The sequence below is a fragment of the Armatimonadota bacterium genome (assembly GCA_017303935.1).
Lineage (GTDB): Bacteria > Armatimonadota > Fimbriimonadia > Fimbriimonadales > Fimbriimonadaceae > JAFLBD01.
The window spans coordinates 154,893-176,401 of record JAFLBD010000001.1 but is presented as its reverse complement, the minus strand read 5'-3'; the positions used below and the strand labels follow the sequence as shown (position 1 = coordinate 176,401).

Annotated in this window: 19 protein-coding genes; 10 read left to right on the top strand and 9 right to left on the bottom strand. The window is 53.6% G+C overall.

The window, feature by feature from the left end; genetic code table 11:
- Positions 1 to 108 precede the first annotated feature (108 nt).
- The 3 genes from J0L72_00840 to rpsA form a co-directional block, all read right to left on the bottom strand.
- Positions 109 to 2,064, bottom strand: a complete 1,956-nt coding sequence (locus J0L72_00840) for a hypothetical protein (protein MBN8689315.1) — start codon at positions 2,062 to 2,064, stop codon at positions 109 to 111.
- A gap of 135 nt (positions 2,065 to 2,199) precedes the next feature.
- Positions 2,200 to 2,754, bottom strand: a complete 555-nt coding sequence (gene coaE, locus J0L72_00835) for a dephospho-CoA kinase (protein ID MBN8689314.1) — start codon at positions 2,752 to 2,754, stop codon at positions 2,200 to 2,202.
- 6 nt (positions 2,755 to 2,760) lie between these two features.
- Positions 2,761 to 4,305, bottom strand: coding sequence for a 30S ribosomal protein S1 (gene rpsA, locus J0L72_00830; protein MBN8689313.1), 1,545 nt, complete (start codon positions 4,303 to 4,305; stop codon positions 2,761 to 2,763).
- A gap of 103 nt (positions 4,306 to 4,408) precedes the next feature.
- Between rpsA and J0L72_00825 the strand changes: the two genes are divergently transcribed.
- Genes J0L72_00825 through J0L72_00795 form a run of 7 tightly spaced genes read left to right on the top strand, consistent with a single transcriptional unit; the run spans position 4,409 to position 10,984 of the window.
- On the top strand, positions 4,409 to 5,329 hold the full coding sequence (locus tag J0L72_00825; protein MBN8689312.1) for a hypothetical protein: 921 nt from the start codon (positions 4,409 to 4,411) through the stop codon (positions 5,327 to 5,329).
- A gap of 51 nt (positions 5,330 to 5,380) precedes the next feature.
- Positions 5,381 to 5,974 (top strand): ComEA family DNA-binding protein, encoded by a 594-nt coding sequence (locus tag J0L72_00820; protein MBN8689311.1) that lies wholly within the window; start codon positions 5,381 to 5,383, stop codon positions 5,972 to 5,974.
- Positions 5,975 to 5,994: 20 nt separating this feature from the next.
- The gene (locus tag J0L72_00815) at positions 5,995 to 6,729 is read left to right on the top strand and encodes a methyltransferase domain-containing protein (protein ID MBN8689310.1); all 735 of its coding nucleotides are present in this window, start codon (positions 5,995 to 5,997) and stop codon (positions 6,727 to 6,729) included.
- Positions 6,730 to 6,741: 12 nt separating this feature from the next.
- Complete coding sequence (def, locus tag J0L72_00810) at positions 6,742 to 7,275, top strand: peptide deformylase (GenBank protein MBN8689309.1); 534 nt, start codon at positions 6,742 to 6,744, stop codon at positions 7,273 to 7,275.
- Positions 7,272 to 8,192: a methionyl-tRNA formyltransferase gene (locus tag J0L72_00805; GenBank protein MBN8689308.1), complete on the top strand. Its 921-nt coding sequence runs from the start codon at positions 7,272 to 7,274 to the stop codon at positions 8,190 to 8,192. Before def ends, J0L72_00805 begins: the two co-directional genes overlap by 4 nt.
- Positions 8,193 to 8,224: 32 nt before the next feature.
- Complete coding sequence (locus J0L72_00800) at positions 8,225 to 9,502, top strand: PD40 domain-containing protein (protein MBN8689307.1); 1,278 nt, start codon at positions 8,225 to 8,227, stop codon at positions 9,500 to 9,502.
- A 3-nt stretch (positions 9,503 to 9,505) separates the two neighbouring features.
- Positions 9,506 to 10,984 carry an oligosaccharide flippase family protein gene (locus J0L72_00795; GenBank protein MBN8689306.1) on the top strand — a complete coding sequence of 493 codons (1,479 nt, stop codon included), beginning with the start codon at positions 9,506 to 9,508 and terminating at the stop codon, positions 10,982 to 10,984.
- Here J0L72_00795 and J0L72_00790 read toward each other — a convergent pair.
- From J0L72_00790 to J0L72_00780, 3 genes are read right to left on the bottom strand one after another with little or no spacing between them, the layout of a single operon-like run.
- Positions 10,981 to 11,310 (bottom strand): histidine triad nucleotide-binding protein, encoded by a 330-nt coding sequence (locus tag J0L72_00790; protein ID MBN8689305.1) that lies wholly within the window; start codon positions 11,308 to 11,310, stop codon positions 10,981 to 10,983. The two genes, J0L72_00795 and J0L72_00790, sit on opposite strands and share 4 nt — an antisense overlap.
- Positions 11,311 to 11,321: 11 nt before the next feature.
- Positions 11,322 to 12,626 (bottom strand): tRNA (N(6)-L-threonylcarbamoyladenosine(37)-C(2))-methylthiotransferase MtaB, encoded by a 1,305-nt coding sequence (gene mtaB / locus J0L72_00785; GenBank protein MBN8689304.1) that lies wholly within the window; start codon positions 12,624 to 12,626, stop codon positions 11,322 to 11,324.
- Positions 12,627 to 12,675: 49 nt separating this feature from the next.
- The gene (locus J0L72_00780; protein ID MBN8689303.1) at positions 12,676 to 13,854 is read right to left on the bottom strand and encodes a CoA transferase; all 1,179 of its coding nucleotides are present in this window, start codon (positions 13,852 to 13,854) and stop codon (positions 12,676 to 12,678) included.
- Between the two features lie 38 nt (positions 13,855 to 13,892).
- Here J0L72_00780 and icd point away from each other — a divergent pair, with 38 nt between their 5' ends.
- Positions 13,893 to 15,179 (top strand): NADP-dependent isocitrate dehydrogenase, encoded by a 1,287-nt coding sequence (gene icd / locus J0L72_00775; GenBank protein MBN8689302.1) that lies wholly within the window; start codon positions 13,893 to 13,895, stop codon positions 15,177 to 15,179.
- A gap of 60 nt (positions 15,180 to 15,239) precedes the next feature.
- On the opposite strand, the gene J0L72_00770 is transcribed toward icd, so the two are convergent.
- Entirely contained in the window at positions 15,240 to 15,788 is a 549-nt protein-coding gene (locus J0L72_00770) for a hypothetical protein (protein MBN8689301.1), read from the bottom strand.
- A 123-nt stretch (positions 15,789 to 15,911) separates the two neighbouring features.
- Between J0L72_00770 and J0L72_00765 the strand changes: the two genes are divergently transcribed.
- Positions 15,912 to 17,900 carry a cation-translocating P-type ATPase gene (locus tag J0L72_00765; protein MBN8689300.1) on the top strand — a complete coding sequence of 663 codons (1,989 nt, stop codon included), beginning with the start codon at positions 15,912 to 15,914 and terminating at the stop codon, positions 17,898 to 17,900.
- On the opposite strand, the gene J0L72_00760 is transcribed toward J0L72_00765, so the two are convergent.
- A complete protein-coding gene (locus J0L72_00760; GenBank protein MBN8689299.1) occupies positions 17,897 to 18,766 on the bottom strand; it encodes a dihydrodipicolinate synthase family protein in 870 nt (289 codons plus the stop codon). The two genes, J0L72_00765 and J0L72_00760, sit on opposite strands and share 4 nt — an antisense overlap.
- Before the next feature lie 62 nt (positions 18,767 to 18,828).
- Between J0L72_00760 and J0L72_00755 the strand changes: the two genes are divergently transcribed.
- Entirely contained in the window at positions 18,829 to 20,181 is a 1,353-nt protein-coding gene (locus J0L72_00755; GenBank protein MBN8689298.1) for a nucleotide sugar dehydrogenase, read from the top strand.
- On the opposite strand, the gene J0L72_00750 is transcribed toward J0L72_00755, so the two are convergent.
- The gene (locus tag J0L72_00750) at positions 20,178 to 21,476 is read right to left on the bottom strand and encodes an HlyC/CorC family transporter (protein MBN8689297.1); all 1,299 of its coding nucleotides are present in this window, start codon (positions 21,474 to 21,476) and stop codon (positions 20,178 to 20,180) included. The genes J0L72_00755 and J0L72_00750 overlap by 4 nt on opposite strands.
- Between the last annotated feature and the right edge of the window lie 33 nt (positions 21,477 to 21,509).

The following is a 21,509-nucleotide window of genomic DNA, read 5'->3' as shown; positions in this document are numbered from 1 at the left end:
AGTCCAATCTTGATTAGTAGATTTTTGGTGTGCAAGTCACCGAGCATGAGCTCGATGACTTGCGCACAGTTGTTTGACTTGACAGATAGTGAGAAGGTTCGATCCAACTTACGGTCCGGGTGGCACCACTGGTCGGTTGTACCAAAACGGCTCGCTGAAGATATATCGCTCGCCATTCACAGATACAGGACCTGGCTTGTCTGCAATGTTTCGTGCACCAACTCGCCAGTAAACTCGCGAAGCCGATGGGAACACGGTGGTTGCAGCCGAGATTGGCTGAGGGGTGCTCAGCGTTCCGGTGCCCGTTCGATCTTGCCATCGCAGAGCGGTAACAATTCGGCCAGCTGGGAACAGAGCATCATCAGAGAACTGGATGCAGTATTCGATTGTGGTGTCGACTCGAGCGCCGCGTACCGAAGTGAATCGGAATACGGTTGGAGCAGCTACGGTCTGATTGTTTTCAGGCGAGCTGAGTCGAGGTCGAACGAACGGAGTTGCAGAACCCTTGGCAACAGCTCGGCTGGTTCGGAAGTAGCAGTAGCTGATCGTTCCGCCAGCAGTCACACCAGATGTTGCACCAGAAGTACCACCGGTTGTTCCAGCAGTCGTGCCACCAGTTCCACCAGCGGTCAGCTGGCGAGCAACCTTTCCGTAGTGCTCGTCGAGCGAGCGACCTGGTCGACCAGTTCCAGCGGTCGTACCGCCAGTTGCGCCACCAGTTGTGCCGCCTGTCGAACCCGAAGTTGATCCAGGGACATCGATCGAGTTAACGCGATAGATGAGTTCAACACTATAAGTGTAAGGAAGTCCAGCTCGCAGGGCTCGGCCGTTGGCCAATGTGCCAGGAACCGATGTATCGCAGTCGAAACCGCCAGCGATTGGATAGTCGCCCCAGTTGAACGAGTCCGATGCCGAACCGCGATCAATTGCGGAACCTTGAGTTCCTGGAACAACCATTACAGGAGCGTCGATCACGTCGTCGCGCCAGACTTGGAATTGAACGCGATCTTGGTTACCCTTGATGAACGCATCGGTTCTCCAGCTGATCTTAACGGCTGGGAGATCTTCAGGTGCGCCTGCAACGACGGTAGGCTCAGCAACAACGCTCGAAACGCTGTTCGAACTATTGCCGCCACTGCCTCCAACGAGGAAGAGAACGCCGCCGAGAACGAGAAGAGTGGTCACCAATCCCGAGTTTCCGCCGCCGGATCGAGCGCTGATAGTTCGAGGCTCGTTACCACGTGGGAACTTGTCGTCCAGCATCGGCACAGCAAACACTGCACGGACGCGGTCGCCAGGCTGGATACCCTTAAACTGTTGAGAAACGGTGACGAAGGCTTGATCGGGTTCAACCGATGCGATGCGGCCTCGAGCAACTTGCTCTCGACCACGGAGAATGATCACTTCTTGACCTTGTACAAAGCCGCTTCGTGAACCTTGGTTCAACAGCGCCTTGCGGTCCGTGGTGTTCAAAATCGTGCCAACAGGAAGCGTGTTCTTCTGAATTGCTTCTGTAATGTTGAAAGCGGCCGTCGAAAGCGCTTCGCTAAGCAGAGTTTCATCCGAAACATCACCAGCGCGCACACCGGACGACTGCAGTACAGCAGCACCATTGACTTGCTCGCCTGAAGCGATGTCCCAAACGATGCCGCGAACCATAACGTCAGCTCGCTTACCGCCGCCGACATTGCTGATTCGGCTGTTGACGATTTCGCCGCTAACGATTGAGTCCACGCGAAGGGCTTGGCCAAGTCGAATCAAGTCATTCTTTCGAGTGACTGGAGTCGGATATCCTAAGCTCTTTACGACGGGCTCGACTTCGTTCGAAGACAAGACGACATAGCGTTGAGTCTTCGACAATTCGTCGATCAACGCGTCGGCTGCAACGCGGCCAAGAGAAGCGTCACCAAGACCCTTCTTAACTTCAAAATCAACAACGGCCCAATTCGGAAGCGAGACAACTTGTGCCTCCGCAATCCGACCCAGCATCAACAATGATGCTGTTGGAAGTAGCACGGACAAGACTGCGAGCGCGCTCGCCAACTTACCGTGAATTGTGTTCATGAACCGCCTCACTCTGGGGATTCCTCCATCTTTTATCGTTCCTCTCTGCGCGACCCAAACTGCCGCGTGCCAAAAACGCGTAATTGCGCTTCGGCAGGATGCACTATAGCGCATCCAAGGCAGCTCGTGCAATGACTAATCACTAGTATCTTTGCCGATGATCTGGGCTAGCGCAGAATGTGTCGCGCTAAGGACGAGCGGCGGTGGCAGATTGGTTCGGATGACTTCATCTGCAAATGGGATTTTTGCGCGAGTCGGCAATTGAGTTCGTATCAGCCGGTTCGCGAGTTCATTTCCAACCCGATCGGACAAGCGTCTCATTTGCTCCTCTATGCCACAGGTAACCACCCAAACGCGGGCAAAATGGTGTTGAAGGCACGCTTCTATTAATAGAGGCACTTCCACAACAAACGGCTCAGAGGCGAAAATCTCTGCCCAAATTCGTGGATGAAAAATTGAATTTACTTCTCTGCGCAGAGCAGAATCGGCCGAAATCTTCTCTCGAAGCAGCTCTTTGTTGAGATTTGGAGTCCCGAGTTCTTTCGAAACATCGGCAATAAAATCGCTCGAGCTCCAAAGTTCGCGGGCGATTTGGTCCGCAGAAACAGCATGGAGACCTTGCTGTCGCAAGATCTCCATGACGGTCGACTTCCCTTCCGCGATACCGCCAGTAATGGCAAGCGGAAGCAAGTTAGGTTATTCTCCGGTGCCTTCGCCAGACTCTTCGGTCTTGGTTTCGGTCTCTTCATCGCTGCGGAAGTGGAAGCCCTTGAGCATTCCAAGTCGCTCGCCGATGGTTGCGCCACCAGAAGCTGCGCCTCGAGATTGTTGACCACCTTCGTAGTCGTCTCGACCGCCCTTCTTCTTGCCGCGAGGACCGCTCTTGCGATCGCCACGAGGCTTGTTTCGATCCGATGCGTCGAAGTCGTTTGCACCAGGAGCGCCGTAGCCGTAGCCGATTTGCTGCTCTGGCATCGTTCCAGATCTCAAACTGAGCACCATTCGCCGCTCGTCTGGCCGCAGATCAATGATGGTCAGTTCAACTTCTTGGTTCTCAGTAAGAACGTCTTGTGGCTTGGAAATTCGTCGATGCGAAATCTCGCTCAGCGGCAAGAATGCTTCAGCTTCTTCTGGCAAGCGGACAAATGCACCGCTCTGAACCATTCGACTGATCGTGCAATTCAGCTTTTGACCGACCTTATAGTTCTCTTGAATCAGCTTCCATGGATCTGGAAGGACTTGTCGCAGACCAAGGCTGATCTTGCCAGTGTCCTTGTCCAGTCGAAGCACCATCACCTTAATCTTCTGGCCTTCTTTCAGAACTTCCTTCGGGTGATTGATGCGCATCCAGCTCATTTCGCTGATGTGCAACAGTCCATCGATTCCACCGAGGTCCACAAAGGCGCCGTAGTCGGTGAGTCGTCGAACCGAACCTTCCACCACGTCGCCCATGTTGATGTTCGAGAACAGATTTTCCTTCAGGTCATCGCGTCGCTTTTCTTCGGCTTCGCGATTGCTGAGCACAACCTTCTTGCGCTCCTTATCAATCTCGATGACTTTCAGTTCGAGCGAAGTGCCGACAAACTTGTCGATGTTTCGAAGATTGCCGCTACCGACGTGAGTGGCTGGAACAAATCCGCGAACTCCTACATCAACCACCAATCCGCCTTTGACCCGGTCAACAACCTGAGCTGAGACCATCTCACCGGACTGGAATGCATCAACAACGCGATCCCAAGCAGCATCAAAATCTGCGCGCTTCTTAGAGACAATCGCGCCGCCATCGCCACCTTCTGGCTTGATCACGACGACATTAATCTTGTCTCCGACGTTGACCAATCCTTCAGCAGTATCGACGTTGCTCTCGGTAAGTTCGTTGAGAGGCACTACGCCTTCAGACTTCGTGCCGAGGTCAACGAAAACGCGATCCTTGGTCACTTGGATGACGGTCGCTACGACGCGATCACCCTTCGAAAGTCTTCGGTATGAATCTGTGGTCGACTTCGAACCCGAATCCATTTCGGCCATCGCGGCTTCAAAAAGATCTAGGTCGTCGGCGACTTGAACCGATCCTGATTCAGGAGCGGATGCTGGTGCAGATTCAACTGCGGTCGGAGCTGCAGGAGCAGCTGGGGTCACGTCACTTGTCGTTGCTTCAGCATCTACAACCGGAGCCGCCAACTGCTCTGGGTTTTCCTGTTCAGGAGATGCTTCTGCTACTTGTTCCTCGTTGATAATCATGGACTTAAAAATGTGCGCTGAAATGCGCAGGCTCTAATGTACCCGAACCGCCAGTAAAATAAGTTCAAAAATAGCCGAAAAATCTTCCGAGTACACTTTTGATGTGCCAAAGGCTGTTGTTGACGTCGGATCAAATTCTGTTTTGCTTCTCGTTGGAGAGTTATCCAATAACAAAATTTTAACAATTTATGAATCATCCAGCGTAACTGGATTAGGCACGGGGACAAAAAAAACTGGCCTATTAATGCCCGAAAAAATTACGAGCACTTTGGAAGCACTGGCAACGGCCAAGGCAAGTGCAGCCAAGTTCGGCGCGGAATCTGTCACATACGCTGCCACAATGGCCGTCCGAATCGCAAAAAATGCCGCTGAATTCTGCGAAGCTGCCGCGAATCAGGGCACACCGATCACCATTTTGTCTGGCGAAGATGAAGCCCAACTAGGGCTAGAGTCTGTGCTTGATGACCCCGAGTTTTCCCACTCCGAACTGATTTCGATCATCGATCCAGGAGGACACAGCACCGAGTTGGTCACTGCTCAAAGGACACCGAAAGGGTTTGAAGTGCAGTTCAAAAAGAGCTTTGCCGTCGGCGCCCTTGGGCTGCGAGAAGCAGAACTTGCCCCAGAGAACTGTGGCCCGATGCAGATTTTTCAGGCATCAAATGCTATCGACCAGATCCTCGGAGATGACTATGACCAGCGCGATTCTGGACTGGTGGTCACCCTTGGCGCGACCGGAACCAATCTGATCACCATTCGCGACAAAGTCCTCAGCTGGGATCCAGAACTCGTTCATGGCAAGGTTCTAGATTACGAAGAAATCAGCCGGGCCATGACTTGGATGATGCAAATGACCGACGCACAGCGAGCAGCAATACCTGGCATAGAACCGGGCCGAGAGCGCACCATCCATGCCGGCGCACTGATTCTCGAACGGTTTTTGTACGCGATCAAAGCGGAGAGTTGCCGCGTGAGTGTTCGGGGCTGGCGACATGCTTTGTTGCGCCGCGAATTTGAAAGGTAGACGAAAGACTGCTTTTCAACCCTGGGATTTCTTGACTATAGTTCGATTACGATGTTGCAAAAGTGGCAACAAGTGGGAATTGTTGGCTTGCTGACCCTGGGTGGACTTGGGGCCGGCTACTCCGGTCTGGAAGCTGCCAAGTCGAGGTCCACACCGGATAAACCCAGTTTTTCAGTGTACGTTTCGGGCGCGATTCGCCGGAAAGGAATGGTCAAAGTTCCTGCTGGCAGCCGAGTTAGCGATGCAATCGATGCAGCCGGCGGTGCCCTGCCTGGCGCGGACCTGGAGAGCATCAATCCAACAGAGTTTGTCGAAGACGGAACCCAAATCGTGCTCGGCAATCCGGGGGCATTCGACGATGTCACGCCGCAATCGTCCACCATTCGCGCTCCAGAGTCAAAGCGCTCCAGCTTCTATGGCGGCTCAACGAACACAAAGAGTCTTCCAGCAGCCGGAAGCATCTCAATTAACTCCGCGGACCAAAGGCAACTCGAAGAGTTGCCCGGTGTCGGTCCGAAGACGGCACAAGCCATCCTCAACCTGCGGATGCAGCGCGGTGGATTCAGGTCCATCGACGAGCTACTCGATGTCAAAGGAATCGGCCCAAAAACCCTCGAAAAGATGCGGCCGTTTTTGAGTCTTTAACCATTCATAATGATGCTGACGTGAGCAGTTTTGGCCCAGTGGCCCCCTATTACGACCTTCTGATGGCTGCGGTGCCCTATCGGATGTGGGTGGAATACGTCAAATTACTGCTCGAAATGCAGGATTATCAGCCAACTCAATGGCTCGACGTCGCCTGCGGCACGGGCACGTGTGCCGAGATGCTCGCCATGGACGGGCACCAAGTCACCGGCTTCGACCTTAGCCCATCCATGATTGAGCGGGCAAAATCCAAGCTTTCTGGCAGGCCATTTTCAATCGACTATCACGTCGCCGACGCCCGTGAATTCGATCTAGGGACAAAATTTCAAGCCGCCTACTGTTTGTTTGATAGCCTGAATTACATCAACGACCTAGACGGATTTCGAGCCGCCATAGCCCAAGTGGCCAAGCATCTCCAACCTGGAGGGGCATTCGTGTTCGACCTGAATACGGCGTACGCGTTTGAGCAGGAACTTTTCACCCAGCAAGACCTTCGAAAGCGCACCACCTTGCAGTACGATTGGGTCGGAAATTACGTACCGGAAACTCGCCAGATCAGGGTCGAAATGGACTTTTGGTACGAAGGTGAACAGTTCCACGAAACACATTTGCAGCGGGCGCACTCGCCAGAAGAAGTAATCCAAGCACTCAAGGATGCGGGGTTTGTCCGACACCAGGCGTATCACAGCTACACGCTCAAAAAGCCGCGAAAGAACAGCGACCGTATTCACTACGTGGCCTGGATTCCTTCATAATCGAAGGCTAGCATGGAAATCGTCGTCCCAGAAGAGTTCAAATATCTGTATGTTCAGAACGCTGAGCGGCCGATTGTGAAAATTCCAAATCCAGTCTTGCGCCAAGTTTGTGAGCCCGTTAAGAAAATAAGCAAGCCGACGCTGAAGTTCATCGACCAAATGGTCGTCGCCATGACGCGATCGAACGGGATTGGCCTGGCCGCACCCCAAATGGGTTCCACACAACGAATCATCGTCATCGCGCCTGGTTCGATGAAACCGACAGCTCTGATCAATCCCGTGATTGTCGATACCTCTGGCGAGCAGATTGGCGAGGAAGGTTGTCTCAGCATTCCAGGACTTTACGGCGACGTTCAACGCGCGTTGAAGCTCACTGTCGAAGCATACGACACGAAGGGTCGCGCATTCGCACTGGACCTACAAGGTCTACCGGCAAGGGTTGTGCAGCACGAAGTGGACCACCTCAACGGAGTGCTCTTCATCGACAAAGTTGACCTCGCGACATTGCACTGGTCCAATCCAGAACTCCACGACGACGATATATGAGAATCGTTTTCTTTGGGACTTCCGATTTTGCGGTGCCTTCCCTCAGAGCGATGGCCGATCATGTCGTCCTCGTTGTTTCACAACCTGACCGCCCTAGCGGGCGAGGGATGCAACTTCGCGCGACTCCGGTCAAACAGGCGGCAATTGAACTTGGACTACCGGTTGAAGCTCCAGAGAAAGCCCGCAATCCAGAGTTTGTCTCCATGATCAGAGATCTCAATGCCGACTTTCTACTCGTTGCGGCATACGGACAGATTCTGAGCCTCGACCTCCTGAACTCAGCGCGAAATGGCGGCATCAATCTTCATGGCTCGATCCTCCCAGACTATCGGGGCGCTGCACCAATCCAGCGCGCCATTCAGGACGGCAAGACCGAGACCGGAGTGACCTTGATGCAAATGGACAAGGGCATGGATACCGGAGACAGCATCGCCGTTGCAAAGGTGCCAATTTTGCCGGACCAAACAGCGGGCGAATTATTCGAAATTCTCGCGAATTCAGCCGCGGAGTTGATCAAAGATTGGGCACCTAGAATTGCAAGCGGGGATTACCCAAGAACTCCGCAAGACCTAACCGCTGGCAGTCACGCCGCGAAGATCACAAAGGAAGAATGCGAACTCCAATTTGAAGGTGATGCTCAGCAAGAGTACAACCGTTACCGTGCCGTAACCCCATTTCCCGGCGCCTTCTTGATGATCGGCGACCAGCCGATGAAGCTCAAAGAAGTCCGGCTCGGTGCCAACTCGGCTAAACCTGGCGAAGTCATCGCGGTCTCACCCAACCTTGAAATCGGATTTGGGACTGGTTCGCTGGTGTTGCACCGCGTACAGCCCGCCGGAAAGAAAGAAGTGACCGGAGCCGAATTCGCAAACGGCATGCGGCTGAAGGTTGGCGACCATATCGGCCGGAACATTTAGTCCACCCTTCGGGTTAAATCAACCAGAGATTCATGGCAAAGCCTGTACTGAAAAAGCACCAGAACCAAAGAATGGTTCTGCGGACTGCAATTGGCCTTCTGATCATTGCAGGAATGGTGTTGACCTACCAATGGTTGATGTCTATTCGACAAGACCCTGCAGATCTTTTGCCAGGTAATAGTACTGGCATGATCGCCGCGGTTGAGTACACCGAATCCGGTTCAAAGATCATTGTTTTGCAAGATGGCAAGGTCACCGAGGTTCCCGGCCATACCGGAACATCTCGCGATGAATCTCCCGTCTGGCGTCCGGACGGTCAGCGATTGTTCTTTAGCAGTGACCGGGAAGAAAACACCTTCAACATCTTCCGTTGGAGACCCGGCGGCGACAAGTCAGAACGCCGTTCTGTGGGAAGCCGAAGCAAGTCCGCGCCATGGTTCGGCCCCGAAGGCTACGTCGGCGTGAACGAAAGCGGATTGATCACCAGCGGTGGCGTTGTGATGGAATACTCGCCAAAGGACGGCTCGACGAAGCAGATTTTGCCTCCGCCGCAAGGCTCAGGCACTCAAGACGAAGAAGGTGGTGTTGGCGATCAATTCAGTGTGGCGTACTCCAAGTTCGGAACTGGATTTGAGAAGGCACGATACGGACAAAATCGCGATTTCATTATTGCCTCCATGCGGCGCGACACTGGGCGAGTGCTGATCTACCAAAATCTCCTTCCAGATTCAAGAGGAATGTTGCCTGCACCGATCGCTCTTTTCGCCGGTAACAACCTCGATTTTGATGTCAACGCTGAAGGCAAGGTTGCGGTGAGCATTCTGGGTGCGCAGGTCCCGGACGAGACTAACATCCCTGCCGAATTCATCAAGAACGGCGAAGTCGTCCTGCCATTCAGAAACGCGATGGTGGTGTTAGACCCCCGAAAGCCAGCAGAAACGACGTATCTCTTCGCGAGCAAAGACGACAACTTAGCGATGTCAAAGCCGGTGTTTTCTCAAGATGGGTCTCGGTTCCTGATTGGCCTTGGCTCGGTCAAAAACGAGGGCAATTTTGAACCTCAAGCGCTGGGGATTTTTGGCACGGGTGCAGCCGAGGCCTCTCCACCGACAATCATTTTTGAAAAGCCGGTCTTCGATTACGCTTGGTTCCCAAATAACAGAGATATCGTGTTTGCGCGCAAAGAAGGGGACTATCGACTCCTGTATCAATCCAGCGCGGATGGTAGCGATGTAAAGCTAATTTCACCTTCTAAGGGTGAGTTTGGCGCGCCAGCCGTAAGCCCAACGTACTTTCCAGCCAAAAATTAAAGAATGAGCAAGCTGCGCAGCACTACTTATCTGTCGCTAGCGCGGTTCATTTCGGTGGCGTTGGGGCTGGTCGCATACCGGTTCTATATCCAATGGCTTGGACCATCCAACTGGGGATTGGTTGCCGTCGCGACGACTTTGTCGCAGAACATTTTGTTGGTCGCTGATCCCGCTCTGAGCACCGGTCTAGCTAACAAACTCGTCGAAGCTACCACCCAAGGTGACCAAGATCGGTTCGATCGACTCGTTGCCTCACATCGATTTATGATGTTGCTCACGGGTTTTATCGGTCTGCTTGCCCATTTCGTCGTGGCGTTTACAACCAACCTGAACATCCCTGGGGGACTAAACGGCAGCCTTCTGCTCTTTGGAAGCGGCGGGCTCTCACTCTTCTTCTATCTCAGTTTCCAGGGGCTGTCAGCAATCATGCAATCCCGCTCTCTCTTTTCTGCGATGGCGCTCAGCACGCTGGTCGGCACGATGGCGAATCTCGTGGTTTCCGTGATCCTAACCTTCGGTACGAAGCATCCATGGGGATTCATGTTTGGCACAATGTCCGGCTCGCTGGTCATGGCCATCATGGGCACAATTTTCTTGAAGAAAGAAGGACTGCTCAAGCTTCCAATTCGCTACCACCGCGATGCGTATCGCCCTATCTGGACCTACGGAAAGACTGGGATCTTTTTGAACTCGGGCACGGCGCTCGGGCAGTCCGACCGCTACGCCATCAAGAGCACGATCAACGATGCTGCCGTCGGGCAATACGACTTGGCTGCTCGTGTGCCGATGACACTGCTTCAGATGCTGCCCATCCCGGCGATCTTCCAGCCGGAAATGGCTCGCGCCTACTTCGAAGGGCCAAAGAACTTCGCCGAGAGCTTCGAAAAGAATATGCAGAGCGGGCTGGTGCTCATTCTCGGTTGCCTTTTTCTGCCGAGTGCGTTTGGCGCGGCCTTGCTGAAATTCTGGCTCGGACCAGAAAATGTCACACCGGAGATGATCTGGGTGATCGGCCTGTACTCCATCGACAGCACGTTCGCGATGTACAACTGGCTCGGCAGCAATGCGTTTGCGGCTTCATCCAAAACGCATATTTTGATCCCGTTTTTGCTTTTTGCTGGAGGCTCTGTGCTGCTATTTTCAACCCCAGTCGCCGCAGCCTACGGCATCATTGGAGCGGCCGGTCTGCGAGTTGCCATCCAACTTGCCCAATTCTTCTTCTTTGATTGGGCTGTGTACAAATTCGTTTGCCCGGAGATTCACCTCGCCCGGCATATGATGCGAAAGACACTCATCTTCATGCTCGCGCTGGGTGTGTGGGGGCTTGGATACGCGGTATCTCAAGTCGAATGGCTGAAAGTTAATTTCATCTTCCAGGCACCGTTTCTCCCCGCATTGGTCTACACCTTCGTTTTCCTTTGTGGGCGATTGAAACTCGTCACCCTGCCAGCAAAGCTCAAGCGGTTTTTCCCCGGAGTCTAACCAGGTGGCCAGTTCAGCTTGCGCCCTGCCAACAGGTGGACGTGTAAATGAGGAACGGTCTGCCCGGCATCCTCGCCTTGATTGATCACGAGCCGATAGCTTTCGATTCCAAGCTGTTCGGCGACCGCACGAGCCGCATTAAGCAAAAATTGGTGGTCGCCAGATTCCGGCACTTCTGCCACGCCAGGAATCTCTGCGCGGGGCACAATCAGCAGGTGGATCGGAGCTTGCGGCGAGATATCTCGAAGAGCAACACAGCGCTCGTCTTGGTATACGATTTCGCCCGGGATTTCGCCGTTGATGATCTTGGTAAAGAGGGTCGGCATACGACTCAAGATTACGCCAAAACGCGAAGGGCTGTGGAAGTGTCCCCCGCCAACTCTCCAAAAATCTCCATGCCGCTCGCCTCGACTAATTTGACTTGCTGCAGCGTCCGGCAATGAGTAGCCGGCCCGCAGTATTTCACCGTCAAGTAGTTATCGGTCAGCCCCTGCAACATTCCGTCTTTGGCGATTTTGCCCTCGACCAATACACGCATTGTGCGACCCACGAATTTGGCAACATGGGCTCGACCAGTTTCGGCAGTAATCTTCACGAGTTCAAGTCGACGCGCAGACTTCTCTTCTGGGCTCACAGGATCGCCCCACGCATCTGCGGGAGCCCCCCATCTTGGACTAAACGTGAACACGTGCGCCGAATGAAATCCGACCGCTTCGCAAACATGCAAACTGGATTCAAATCGCTCCCTCGTTTCAGTTGGGAATCCGACCATGATGTCCGTCGTGAGCGTCACGTCCGGAATCTCGCTTTTGAGTCTCTGGCACAATTCGATGTAGGTGTCCTGGTCGTACCGACGGTTCATGTCCTTCAGAACCCCAGAATCGCCCGATTGGAGCGGAATGTGAAAATGCGGCGCGATCAGACCTTCTTGAGCTAGGCGGATCAGCTCCGGAGTGACCTGATGGACCTCGATACTACTAATTCGAAGCCTTGCTAACCCGCTCTCTTCCGCTAAAAGTTTAACCAATTGGTTAAAGTCCGGGCCACCACTTCCAGATGCCTCGTCGTAAGCTCCAATCAAGACCCCGGTCAAGATTGCTTCGTGGTATCCCGATTCGGCAAGCTTTTGCGCCTCGCGAAGAACTTCTACCGCGGGCCGAGACACCATTCCAGGCCTGGTATACGGGATAGAGCAATAGCTGCACATTACATTGCAACCATCCTGGACCTTGAGAGTTGCTCGGGTCCGCCCTTGGATTCCAGTCGTACGGAGTTCAGGTTGTGGAGGGGGCACAAGTTCAGGAAATTCCGCTGCAAAGTACTGCCAGCTATTGAGCTTTTCTGGATTTGGTACCAGAAGGTCAGCAGAGTCCACCGCCTCACCACGGTTTAGGCTCATTTGTGCGGCGCAGCCCGTCACCACCACTTTCGCATCGTTGTTGAACCGCTTTGCCCGGCGAATCGTGTATCGACTCTTTCGCTCAGCGTCGCTGGTCACGCTGCACGAATTCACCACGTACACATCTGCCGGACCCTCGAACGGCACGATCTCGAATCCCTTTTCTGCGAAGGAATCCAAAATCTTCTGCGTTTCGTACTGGTTGACTTTACAACCTAGGGTGGTGAATGCTGCCGTTGGCATGTTCGAACTTGTCAATTGTGAAGGGCTTCAGTCGGGCGTGTCAAGCGAATCATCGGACGACTTTCCGGTCTAACAAACTTGCGACGACTTCCTTTGGCATCTCCAGCACAGACTCCAGAATCTCTATCGTGTGCTCGCCCAACTTTGGAGGCCGCGATTGATTGAGCTCGCTGGCCGGTACATGGTGCACCAGCGGGCTTTGCAGTAACTTGAGGCCGCCGATGTTGACTACCGATCCACGGGCGATTGATTGAGGGTCCGCAAGTGCCTCGGGAATTGATTGAATCGCGCCACCAGGAACCCCGGCGAACTTCAATTTGCGAATCACGTCTTCACGACTGAGTTCAGAAATCAAACTCTGAACAAGCTCGACAACCTGCTCGCGATGGGCTACTCGCTCGGCATTGGTCTTAAACTGGGCCAATTCTGTTGCTTGTGGATCATCAAATTGTCCGCATAAGGCCGCGAACTGCGCGTCGTTCCCCACACAGATCATCACGTGTCCATCCGCACACAAAAAAGTCTGGTACGGCACGATTTGTGGATGCGCGTTACCAAAACGCTTCGGATCGTTTCCAGTACAAAGCGCGGACTGGCCAACATTCGCCAAAGCGGAAAGGCCAACATCGAAGAGGCTGATGTCGAGATGCTGACCTTTTCCAGAATGTAGGGCGGCCAAAATCGCCGTGCTACAAACCCATCCCGTCATGATGTCGATCCACGCCACACCGACCTTTGATGGGCCTCCGTCCGCTTCGCCGGTCACCGACATGATGCCTGTCATCGCCTGCATCGCCGCATCATATCCAGGTTCGTGCCGCCGTGGGCCAGTTTGACCAAATCCCGTGATTGAGGCATAAATGAGCTTGGGATTTAGCGAAGAAAGCGACTCAAAATCGAGGCCATAGCGAGCCAGATCGCCAACTTTGAAGTTCTCGACGAGAACGTCTGCCTTAGCCGCAAGCTGCCGGACCAGGTCTGCGCCCTCCGGCTGCTTGAGATCGATGCAGATCGACTTCTTGCCACGGTTCGCGCACAGATAATATGCGCTCATTGCCTCCCCATCAACATCGACCGAAGGAGGACCCCATTGCCGAGTTTCATCCCCGACCATCGACTCGACCTTCCAGACTTCCGCACCAAGATCGGCCAAATGCTGAGTGCAACTCGGGCCAGCCAAAACTCGCGTTAGATCGAGAACTCGGATATCGCCAAGCGGCTGGAACATGTACCCATTTTAGCTGGTGCGGGTATCTTTGAATTCAAATGGGCAATGTTATTCAAATGTCGACCAGTGGACTGGTCGTCCCCAATGATCCGATTATTCCGTTTATCGAAGGCGATGGCACCGGGCCAGATATCTGGCGGGCGAGCGTTCGAGTTTTGGATGCAGCTGTCGCGAAAGCCTATGGCGGATCCAAGAAAGTCGAATGGATCGAAGTGCTCGCCGGAGAGAAGGCGTTCAACCAGACCGGAAGCTGGCTCCCAGACGAAACACTCGATGCGTTTCGCAAGTACTCCGTCGGAATCAAAGGCCCTCTGACAACCCCTGTTGGAGGCGGAATCCGCTCGCTCAACGTAGCACTGCGGCAAATTCTTGATCTCTACGTCTGCCTGCGCCCTGTTCGATGGTTTGACGGCGTTCCCAGTCCAGTGAACGATCCTGGTGCTGTGGATATGGTGATCTTCCGCGAGAACACAGAAGATATTTATGCAGGAATCGAGTTTGCCGCTGGCACCGATGAGGCCAAGCAAGTTCTCGATTTCATCGCTCAGAAATTCCCGAAGATGTTCGACAAAATCCGGTTCGGCACAGCCGAAAAGGGGCAGGAATTCACCAGCGCTGCTGGCATTGCCTCCGACTCCAATATCAACGTCGGTATTGGCATCAAGCCGGTTAGCAAGCTCGGGACCGAGCGTCTCGTTCGATCAGCGATCGAATATGCCATCCAAAATGGTCGAAAGTCGGTGACCATCGTCCACAAGGGGAACATCATGAAGTTCACCGAAGGCGGATTCCGAGATTGGGGCTACGAACTCGCAAAGTCCGAATTCGGCGCAATTGAACTCGACGGTGGCCCATGGTGCAAGATTCCTGAAGGCAAACCAGGCGCAGGAATTGTCATCAAGGACGCCATCGCCGACATCACTCTCCAGCAGGTGCTCACTCGCCCAGCTGATTTTGATGTCATCGCAACGCTCAACTTGAACGGCGACTATCTCAGCGACGCGCTCGCGGCACAAGTTGGCGGTATCGGAATTGCTCCGGGCGCGAACATTAACTATGTGACCGGTCATGCTATCTTTGAGGCAACTCATGGAACAGCGCCAAAATACGCAAACCTCGACAAAGTGAATCCGTCGAGCGTGATCCTCAGCGGAGAAATGATGTTCCGGTACATGGGTTGGACCGAAGCTGCTGATTTGCTGATCAAGGGCATGGACGGCGCGATCTCAAGCAAGAAGGTCACTTATGACTTCGCGCGGTTGATGAGCGGCGCAACTGAGATCAAGTGCAGCGAGTTCGGCGATAACATCATCGCCCACATGTAAGAACCTTCAGACAGAACAATCCCCTGGCGCGTCATCCGCCCAGGGGATTGTCATTTGTAATTATCGAGCGAGCAAGAGCGCGTTCAACAAGTTCAAATCTGCCGTATTGACGACGTGGTTGAAGTCAAAATCAGGCTTGATGCCCGATCTTCCATCAGACCGGTTGCCCATCGCTTCCATGATGTCGCGATAGGCATCCAGTGGCGAGAACCCGTTATTTTGAGCTTGCACCGCTAGATCGTAGTCGTTTGATCCAATCTCTCCGTCACCGTCCAGGTCTGCTCTCGAGTCATATTGGTCGGTACCAGTCGTAGCACCAAACCGCTCGGTAATAGCCTCCAGTGAGGAATAGGGCGATCGATATGAAGTGATCGCGACAAAGCTGTCAAAGTCTCCAGCTCCAATTTCGCCGTCTTGATCAAAGTCAAGCGATGCATCAAATCCTTCGTCGGACTTGCTGGTTCCGAAAGACTCTTGAATTCGAGTCTTGACCTTATCTACCGCTTCGGCTGACCAATTGGCGAACAGTTCTGGATTGTCCACAGTCGGGGACGTGCAGCCATAGCCGCAGCCCGAGACTGGGAAAGTATTTCCTGATCCAATTCTCATGGGTTTTTCCTGAGCATTTTCAGATGCAAAATGCCTAGGTTCAAGTATCGGCAAAGATTCCCCGTATTTTTATGGTGAACAGTAGCCTAAGGCAGATTCGCCAGAACATCGTACAATAGAGATGTGCCGAAAATCTCTGGCGAACGATTGCAACTGATCCTGACCGCACTTTGCGGGATCTTTCTGTTGGTGAGCTTCCTCGCTCTCATCCCGGGGGTGAACCTAGGAAAATCGGATCATTGGGCCATCGCAGCCGCCTTGGCGGGGGCATACTTCGCCGCGAAGTCGGCTTGGGCGTCGCTAAGCGAAAAGTCACTCGACGTGAACCTGCTGATGGTTGTCGCAGCCATCGGAGCAGTGGTGGTCGGACACATCGACGATGCGGCCGTTTTGCTATTTCTATTCAGTCTTTCCAGCACGATGGAGTCGCTCGCAATGGCGAGAACCCAAAGTGCGATTGAGGCACTTGTCAAGCTACGACCCGAGAAGGCGATCAAGATCACACCTGAAGGTGACGTGAGCGTCCCAGTTGAAGAATTGCAGATCGGTGATCACGTCCGAGTGCTCTCTTATGAGCCTATTCCTACCGACGGGGCACTGGTTACTGAGAGGGCGAGCCTCAACGAATCTTCGATGACGGGCGAATCACGCAGCATCGAGAAGGTCACCGGTGACCAGCTTTTGGGAGGAACGCAGAACCTCGATTCCATGCTCGTGCTCTCAGTGACCAAGACCGTTGAGGACAGCACACTTTCGAAGATCGTCAACCTTGTGCAGGAAGCCCAGGACAACAAAGCCAGCGGCGAACGGATCAGCAAGTGGTTTGGCGAACGGTACACGATTTTCGTCGTCGTCGCATTTTTGCTGTCCCTAGGGCTTCGAATGGCGTTCAAAACGCCTTTCAACGACGCTTTCTATTCTTCACTCATCCTGTTAGTGGCGCTCAGCCCATGCGCGCTAGTCATCAGTTCTCCCGCTGCTGCACTCAGCGCGTTGGCGTACGCCGCACGCAACGGAATTTTGGTCCGTGGTGGGCAGTACATCGAAGAAGCTGGCCGGGTCACATCTGTGGCACTAGATAAGACTGGCACCTTAACGGCTGGAACTCCGATGGTTGTAGAGATTTGCGTCAGCCGTGCCGGCAAACTGGCCACGGTTGGTGCCGCCGCCGAATGTGATAATTGCGGACCGAACTGCGACTGCATCATCTGCTGGCACGACCACGAAAGTTTGAACGAGGATGCCCGCGAGACGTTGCGATTGGCCGCCTCAGCGGAGGCGTTTAGTACCCATCCGATCGCCGAAGCTATCGTCGCTTTTGCCAACAAGAGCGGCCTCGCGATTCCCGAAAGTAGTTCGCTTCAAGTTCATGCCGGTCTCGGCGTAGAAGCCGTAGTCGAAGGCCGAACGATACGGATCGGCCAAGTCAAGTTTTTCGAAAGTCAGAAGTCGGAAGTCCCCGAGTCGTTTGTCGAACACGTGGATGAAATGAGAACGCGGGGCCTAACCGCAGTACTTTTGCATACAGGCGAAAACTGGGCGGCAATCGGACTCAGCGATCGCGTCCGAAACGAGTCAAAGTCACTCATTTCTAACCTTCGCAAGCTGGGCGTCAACCGAATCGCAATGCTCACCGGCGACAATGTGGCGACCGCAAATGCGATCGCGAGCGAAGTCGGGATCACCGACGTTCACGCTGCGCTGATGCCTGACGACAAGCTCAAATTGATCGAAAACTGGGTCGATTCTGGTGAGCGCGTTTTAATGGTGGGCGACGGCGTCAACGATGCTCCGGCGCTTTCAAAGGCGCATCTCGGAATCGCGATGGGTGGGCTCGGTAGTGAGGTTGCTCTTCGCGCCGCTGACGTTGTACTAGTGAGTGATCGAATTTCTCGAATTCCTCAATTGATCGGGCTTGGCAAGCTCACGAATCGCGTCATCCGCGCGAATCTGATCTTTGCGGCCGGCGTGATCTGCTGTCTGACTATCGCCTCTTTTTTAACGAAACTTCCGCTGCCAGTCGCTGTTATCGGGCATGAGGGGTCTACAGTGCTCGTGATCCTGAACGGTTTGCGCTTGCTTCGAGGACCACGCAACATTTCGATTGACTAGAGCGGCAGAAATGGGATACCAGGTTGCATCCCAAAGCTGTCCTCTAGCAATTCCAGCGCGTCCGATATCTCTTGCTCAGAAGCTGGAATGCTTGGACACGCCATCGTGGTCGACTCAATGAAGCCAAATTTGTTGAGTACTCCCTTGTACGTTGCCGGTTGTCGCATTGACTTCAGCCTCCGCAAGGCATCGAGGAAGGGAGATAGAGCCTGCGGCTCATTGGCCCAACGCGACATGAATTGAGGAATCACATTCGCGGCTCCTGAAATCGTCCCGTTCCAGCCATTCGCCGCGGCTTGTGGAAGCAGCGATTCATCACCAACAAAACGCCAATCTAGCGCTGGAAATTCGGCGAGATTTTCCTCCTTCTTGCTCGAATCTTTGACTCCCTTTAGCCCGACATTTTGCAATCGCGCCAGCAGTTCTGCTGTAAATTCATATCCCGTTTGGCGGGGGAAGTTGTATGCAATGACGCCCAGCTCTGTCGCCTCGATGAGCTTGGAATACCATCGCAAGACATCGTCATCGCTTAGCCCAGCAATCCTGGGCGGAGAGACCATCACCGCTGCGGCGCCAAACTTTTCGGCTTGCCGGGCCGACCAAATTGCCTCGTCAATCGCAGTGCTCGTGATGGCAAAAATCAGCTCCAATTTGCCACGGCCTTTGCTAGCGATCTTGATTGCGTCTCGCTTCAAGACCGCGCTGAGCAACCCGCCTTCACCATTGGTTCCCCCGATGACGACGCCAGCGCACCCAGCAGCCTCAAAAAGCGCCAAAAGTTTGAGCAGAGATAGTTCATCCAAGCTACCATCCTCCCGAAGAGGAGTCACCATCGCCGGGAAGCAAAGCCCAAAACCTTCTAACATTCGCACAATTTTGACACTCAAAACCCTAAACCGATGCCTTAGGATTGCCAACAATTTGAATCATGCACGCTGAGAAGATCGGCATTTCAACCTCAAACGCGGTGGCGCGACTGGGGGCGAGTGAATATTTGAATTCTAAATTGCAGGCACGAACCGCTTCGATTGGCGTTGTCGGGCTTGGATATGTTGGCCTTCCATTTGCCGTTCAAGCAGCACTTTCTGGATTTGCTGTCACTGGATTTGATCTTGCTGGCGAGAAAATTTCCGCCGTCATGGATGCGAAAAGCTACATCGGCGATGTTCCCGATGACCTTCTCGAACGTGCCATCAGCCACGGTCTCAACGCAACGACAGATTTTTCGAAGCTGGCCAATTGCGATGTCATTGTGATCGCCGTGCCGACTCCACTCACCAAGAACCTCGTTCCCGACTTAAGTTTTGTCATCAACGCGACTCGGGAGATTGCAAAGCACTTGAGGACCGGGCAACTGGTGACCCTAGAATCCACGACTTACCCTGGCACCACTGAGGAAGTGATGCTCCCAATCCTCGCGGAGAGTGGTCTGATCGTGGAGCAAGACTTCTTTTTGGCGCATTCTCCAGAGCGAGTTGATCCAGGAAACAAGACTTTCAAAACCGAAAACACCACCAAAGTCGTGGGTGGAGTGGGACCAAATTCGACAATGCTCGCCTCGACGTTCTATGCGGCTACGGTGGAGAAAACCGTCGTCGTTTCAAGTGCAAAGGCAGCGGAGTTCGTCAAGGTGTACGAGAACATCTTCCGGTCAGTAAATGTCGCGCTCGTCAACGAAATGGCGCAACTATGCGACCGAATGGGACTTAACGTTTGGGAAATTCTGGATGCTGCGTTCACCAAACCGTTTGGCATCATGCCGTTTTATCCCGGGCCAGGAGTCGGTGGACACTGCATTCCGCTCGACCCTCACTATCTAGAATTCAAAGCCCGCGAATACAACTTTTCAACCCGATTTGTTCAGCTTGCCGGTGAGATCAATCGCTCGATGCCTCGATTTGTCGTCGAAAAGGCGACTCGAATTCTGGGGACACATGGCAAGCCGTTGCCAAAGGCTCGAATCGCTGTGATCGGAGTCGCCTATAAGAACAATATCGACGATTACCGAGAATCGCCCGCAATCGACGTCATTCGGCTGTTGCAGGACGCTGGAGCGGAAGTGTTTTACATCGACCCGCATGTTCCGGGCATTGGTGATCACGGCGTGCACATGCTCGCATCGTCGCCAACTCCAGAGTTTCTAGCCAGCTTAGATCTGGGAATTGTTTGCGCAAACCATGCAAGTTTCGACTGGACGACATTGCTTGAGCATTTGCCGGCCGTACTTGATACGCGAAACGCAATCAACCAACCAGGGAATCCGAAAGTCGTCGTGCTCTAATCGGAATTCTGCGGCATCAGCGCTTCGTTCAGAAGCACTCGAACCCGTGTGATCCGTTGCCGCGCCATGTTTTCGACGACAATGGTGCCCACTTCGGTATCCACCTTGTCGCCCAACTTCGGAGTCCGTTCGAGTTCCTCGACGATCAAAGTGGCCAAGGTTTCCGTTGATGTTTCTTCCGATGTGGGAAGCTCCAGATACTCCATCAGCTCGTCAAATCGGACGCTTGATTTCACCGAGAGCCTTGTGTTCGACATCCGATCGATCTGTGGTCGCTCGGTTTCGATTTGATCTTCCATCTCGCCAAAAACTTCTTCGACGACATCTTCCAGAGTCACCAGTCCGCTCGTGCCACCGAATTCATCGACAACGATCAAAATCTGAGTCCTTGCATCGCGCATCCGGTTGACGATTTTTGTCAACGTAAGATTCTCGGGGACAATCTCGGCCGGTTTCAGAATTCGTTCAAGTTCAAAATTCGTGCGACCTACATTGGCCAGGAGATCCTTGGTGTACAAAATCCCAACAACATCGTCGATGTCACCACGGCAAACCGGAATCCGGGAATGAGGAATCTTCGAGCATTCTTTGACAAGGTCGTCGAAGCTCAATTCCGCGTCAACCCAATGGACATCCAGGCGGTGGATCATGATGTCAGCGGCGTCTAGTTTGTCAAACCGAAGCGCCTTCGTGACCACGTTGGCGTGATCTTCCTCTAGCGTGCCACCAGATTCGCCCGCCCGGACCATCAGCGTGAGTTCATCGCGCGAGATCGTGCCCTCTTTGGCGGAACTGATATCGATCCCCAACGGCTTAAGCAACGCTTTTCCCGAGAGCTGTGCGACGCTCGCTACAGGTGCCAACAGGAACACAAAGAAGTTCAAAGGCCGGATCAAAATGAGAATGATTCGCTCGGGATGATGAAGTGCGAGATACTTCGGCACCAATTCTCCGAGCACGACCATGACAAAAGTCACTAGGACAAGGGAGATGATGAAGCTCAAGGTAGGGTGAACTGCACTTCCCATCAGTCGCTCTAGGTTTTCCGCGACCAGAGGCTCGGTGAGCGAACCCAGCGCCAATCCAATAATCGTGATTCCAACTTGGATGGTGGCGATGTACTTTGGGACTTGATCTAGCGCTTTGAGCACCAGGGACGCCGCTCGGTTGCCCTTCCCTGCCAGAACTTCGATCCGGCTCTTTCTGAGGCCAACCAATCCGTATTCTGCGGCGACAAATATGGCCGACAATACGACGAGCAAAACGCTGATGACCGCGAGAAGACCAGTGTCCATTTAGGGTTGTGCGGTTATTGTAGCAAATCACGG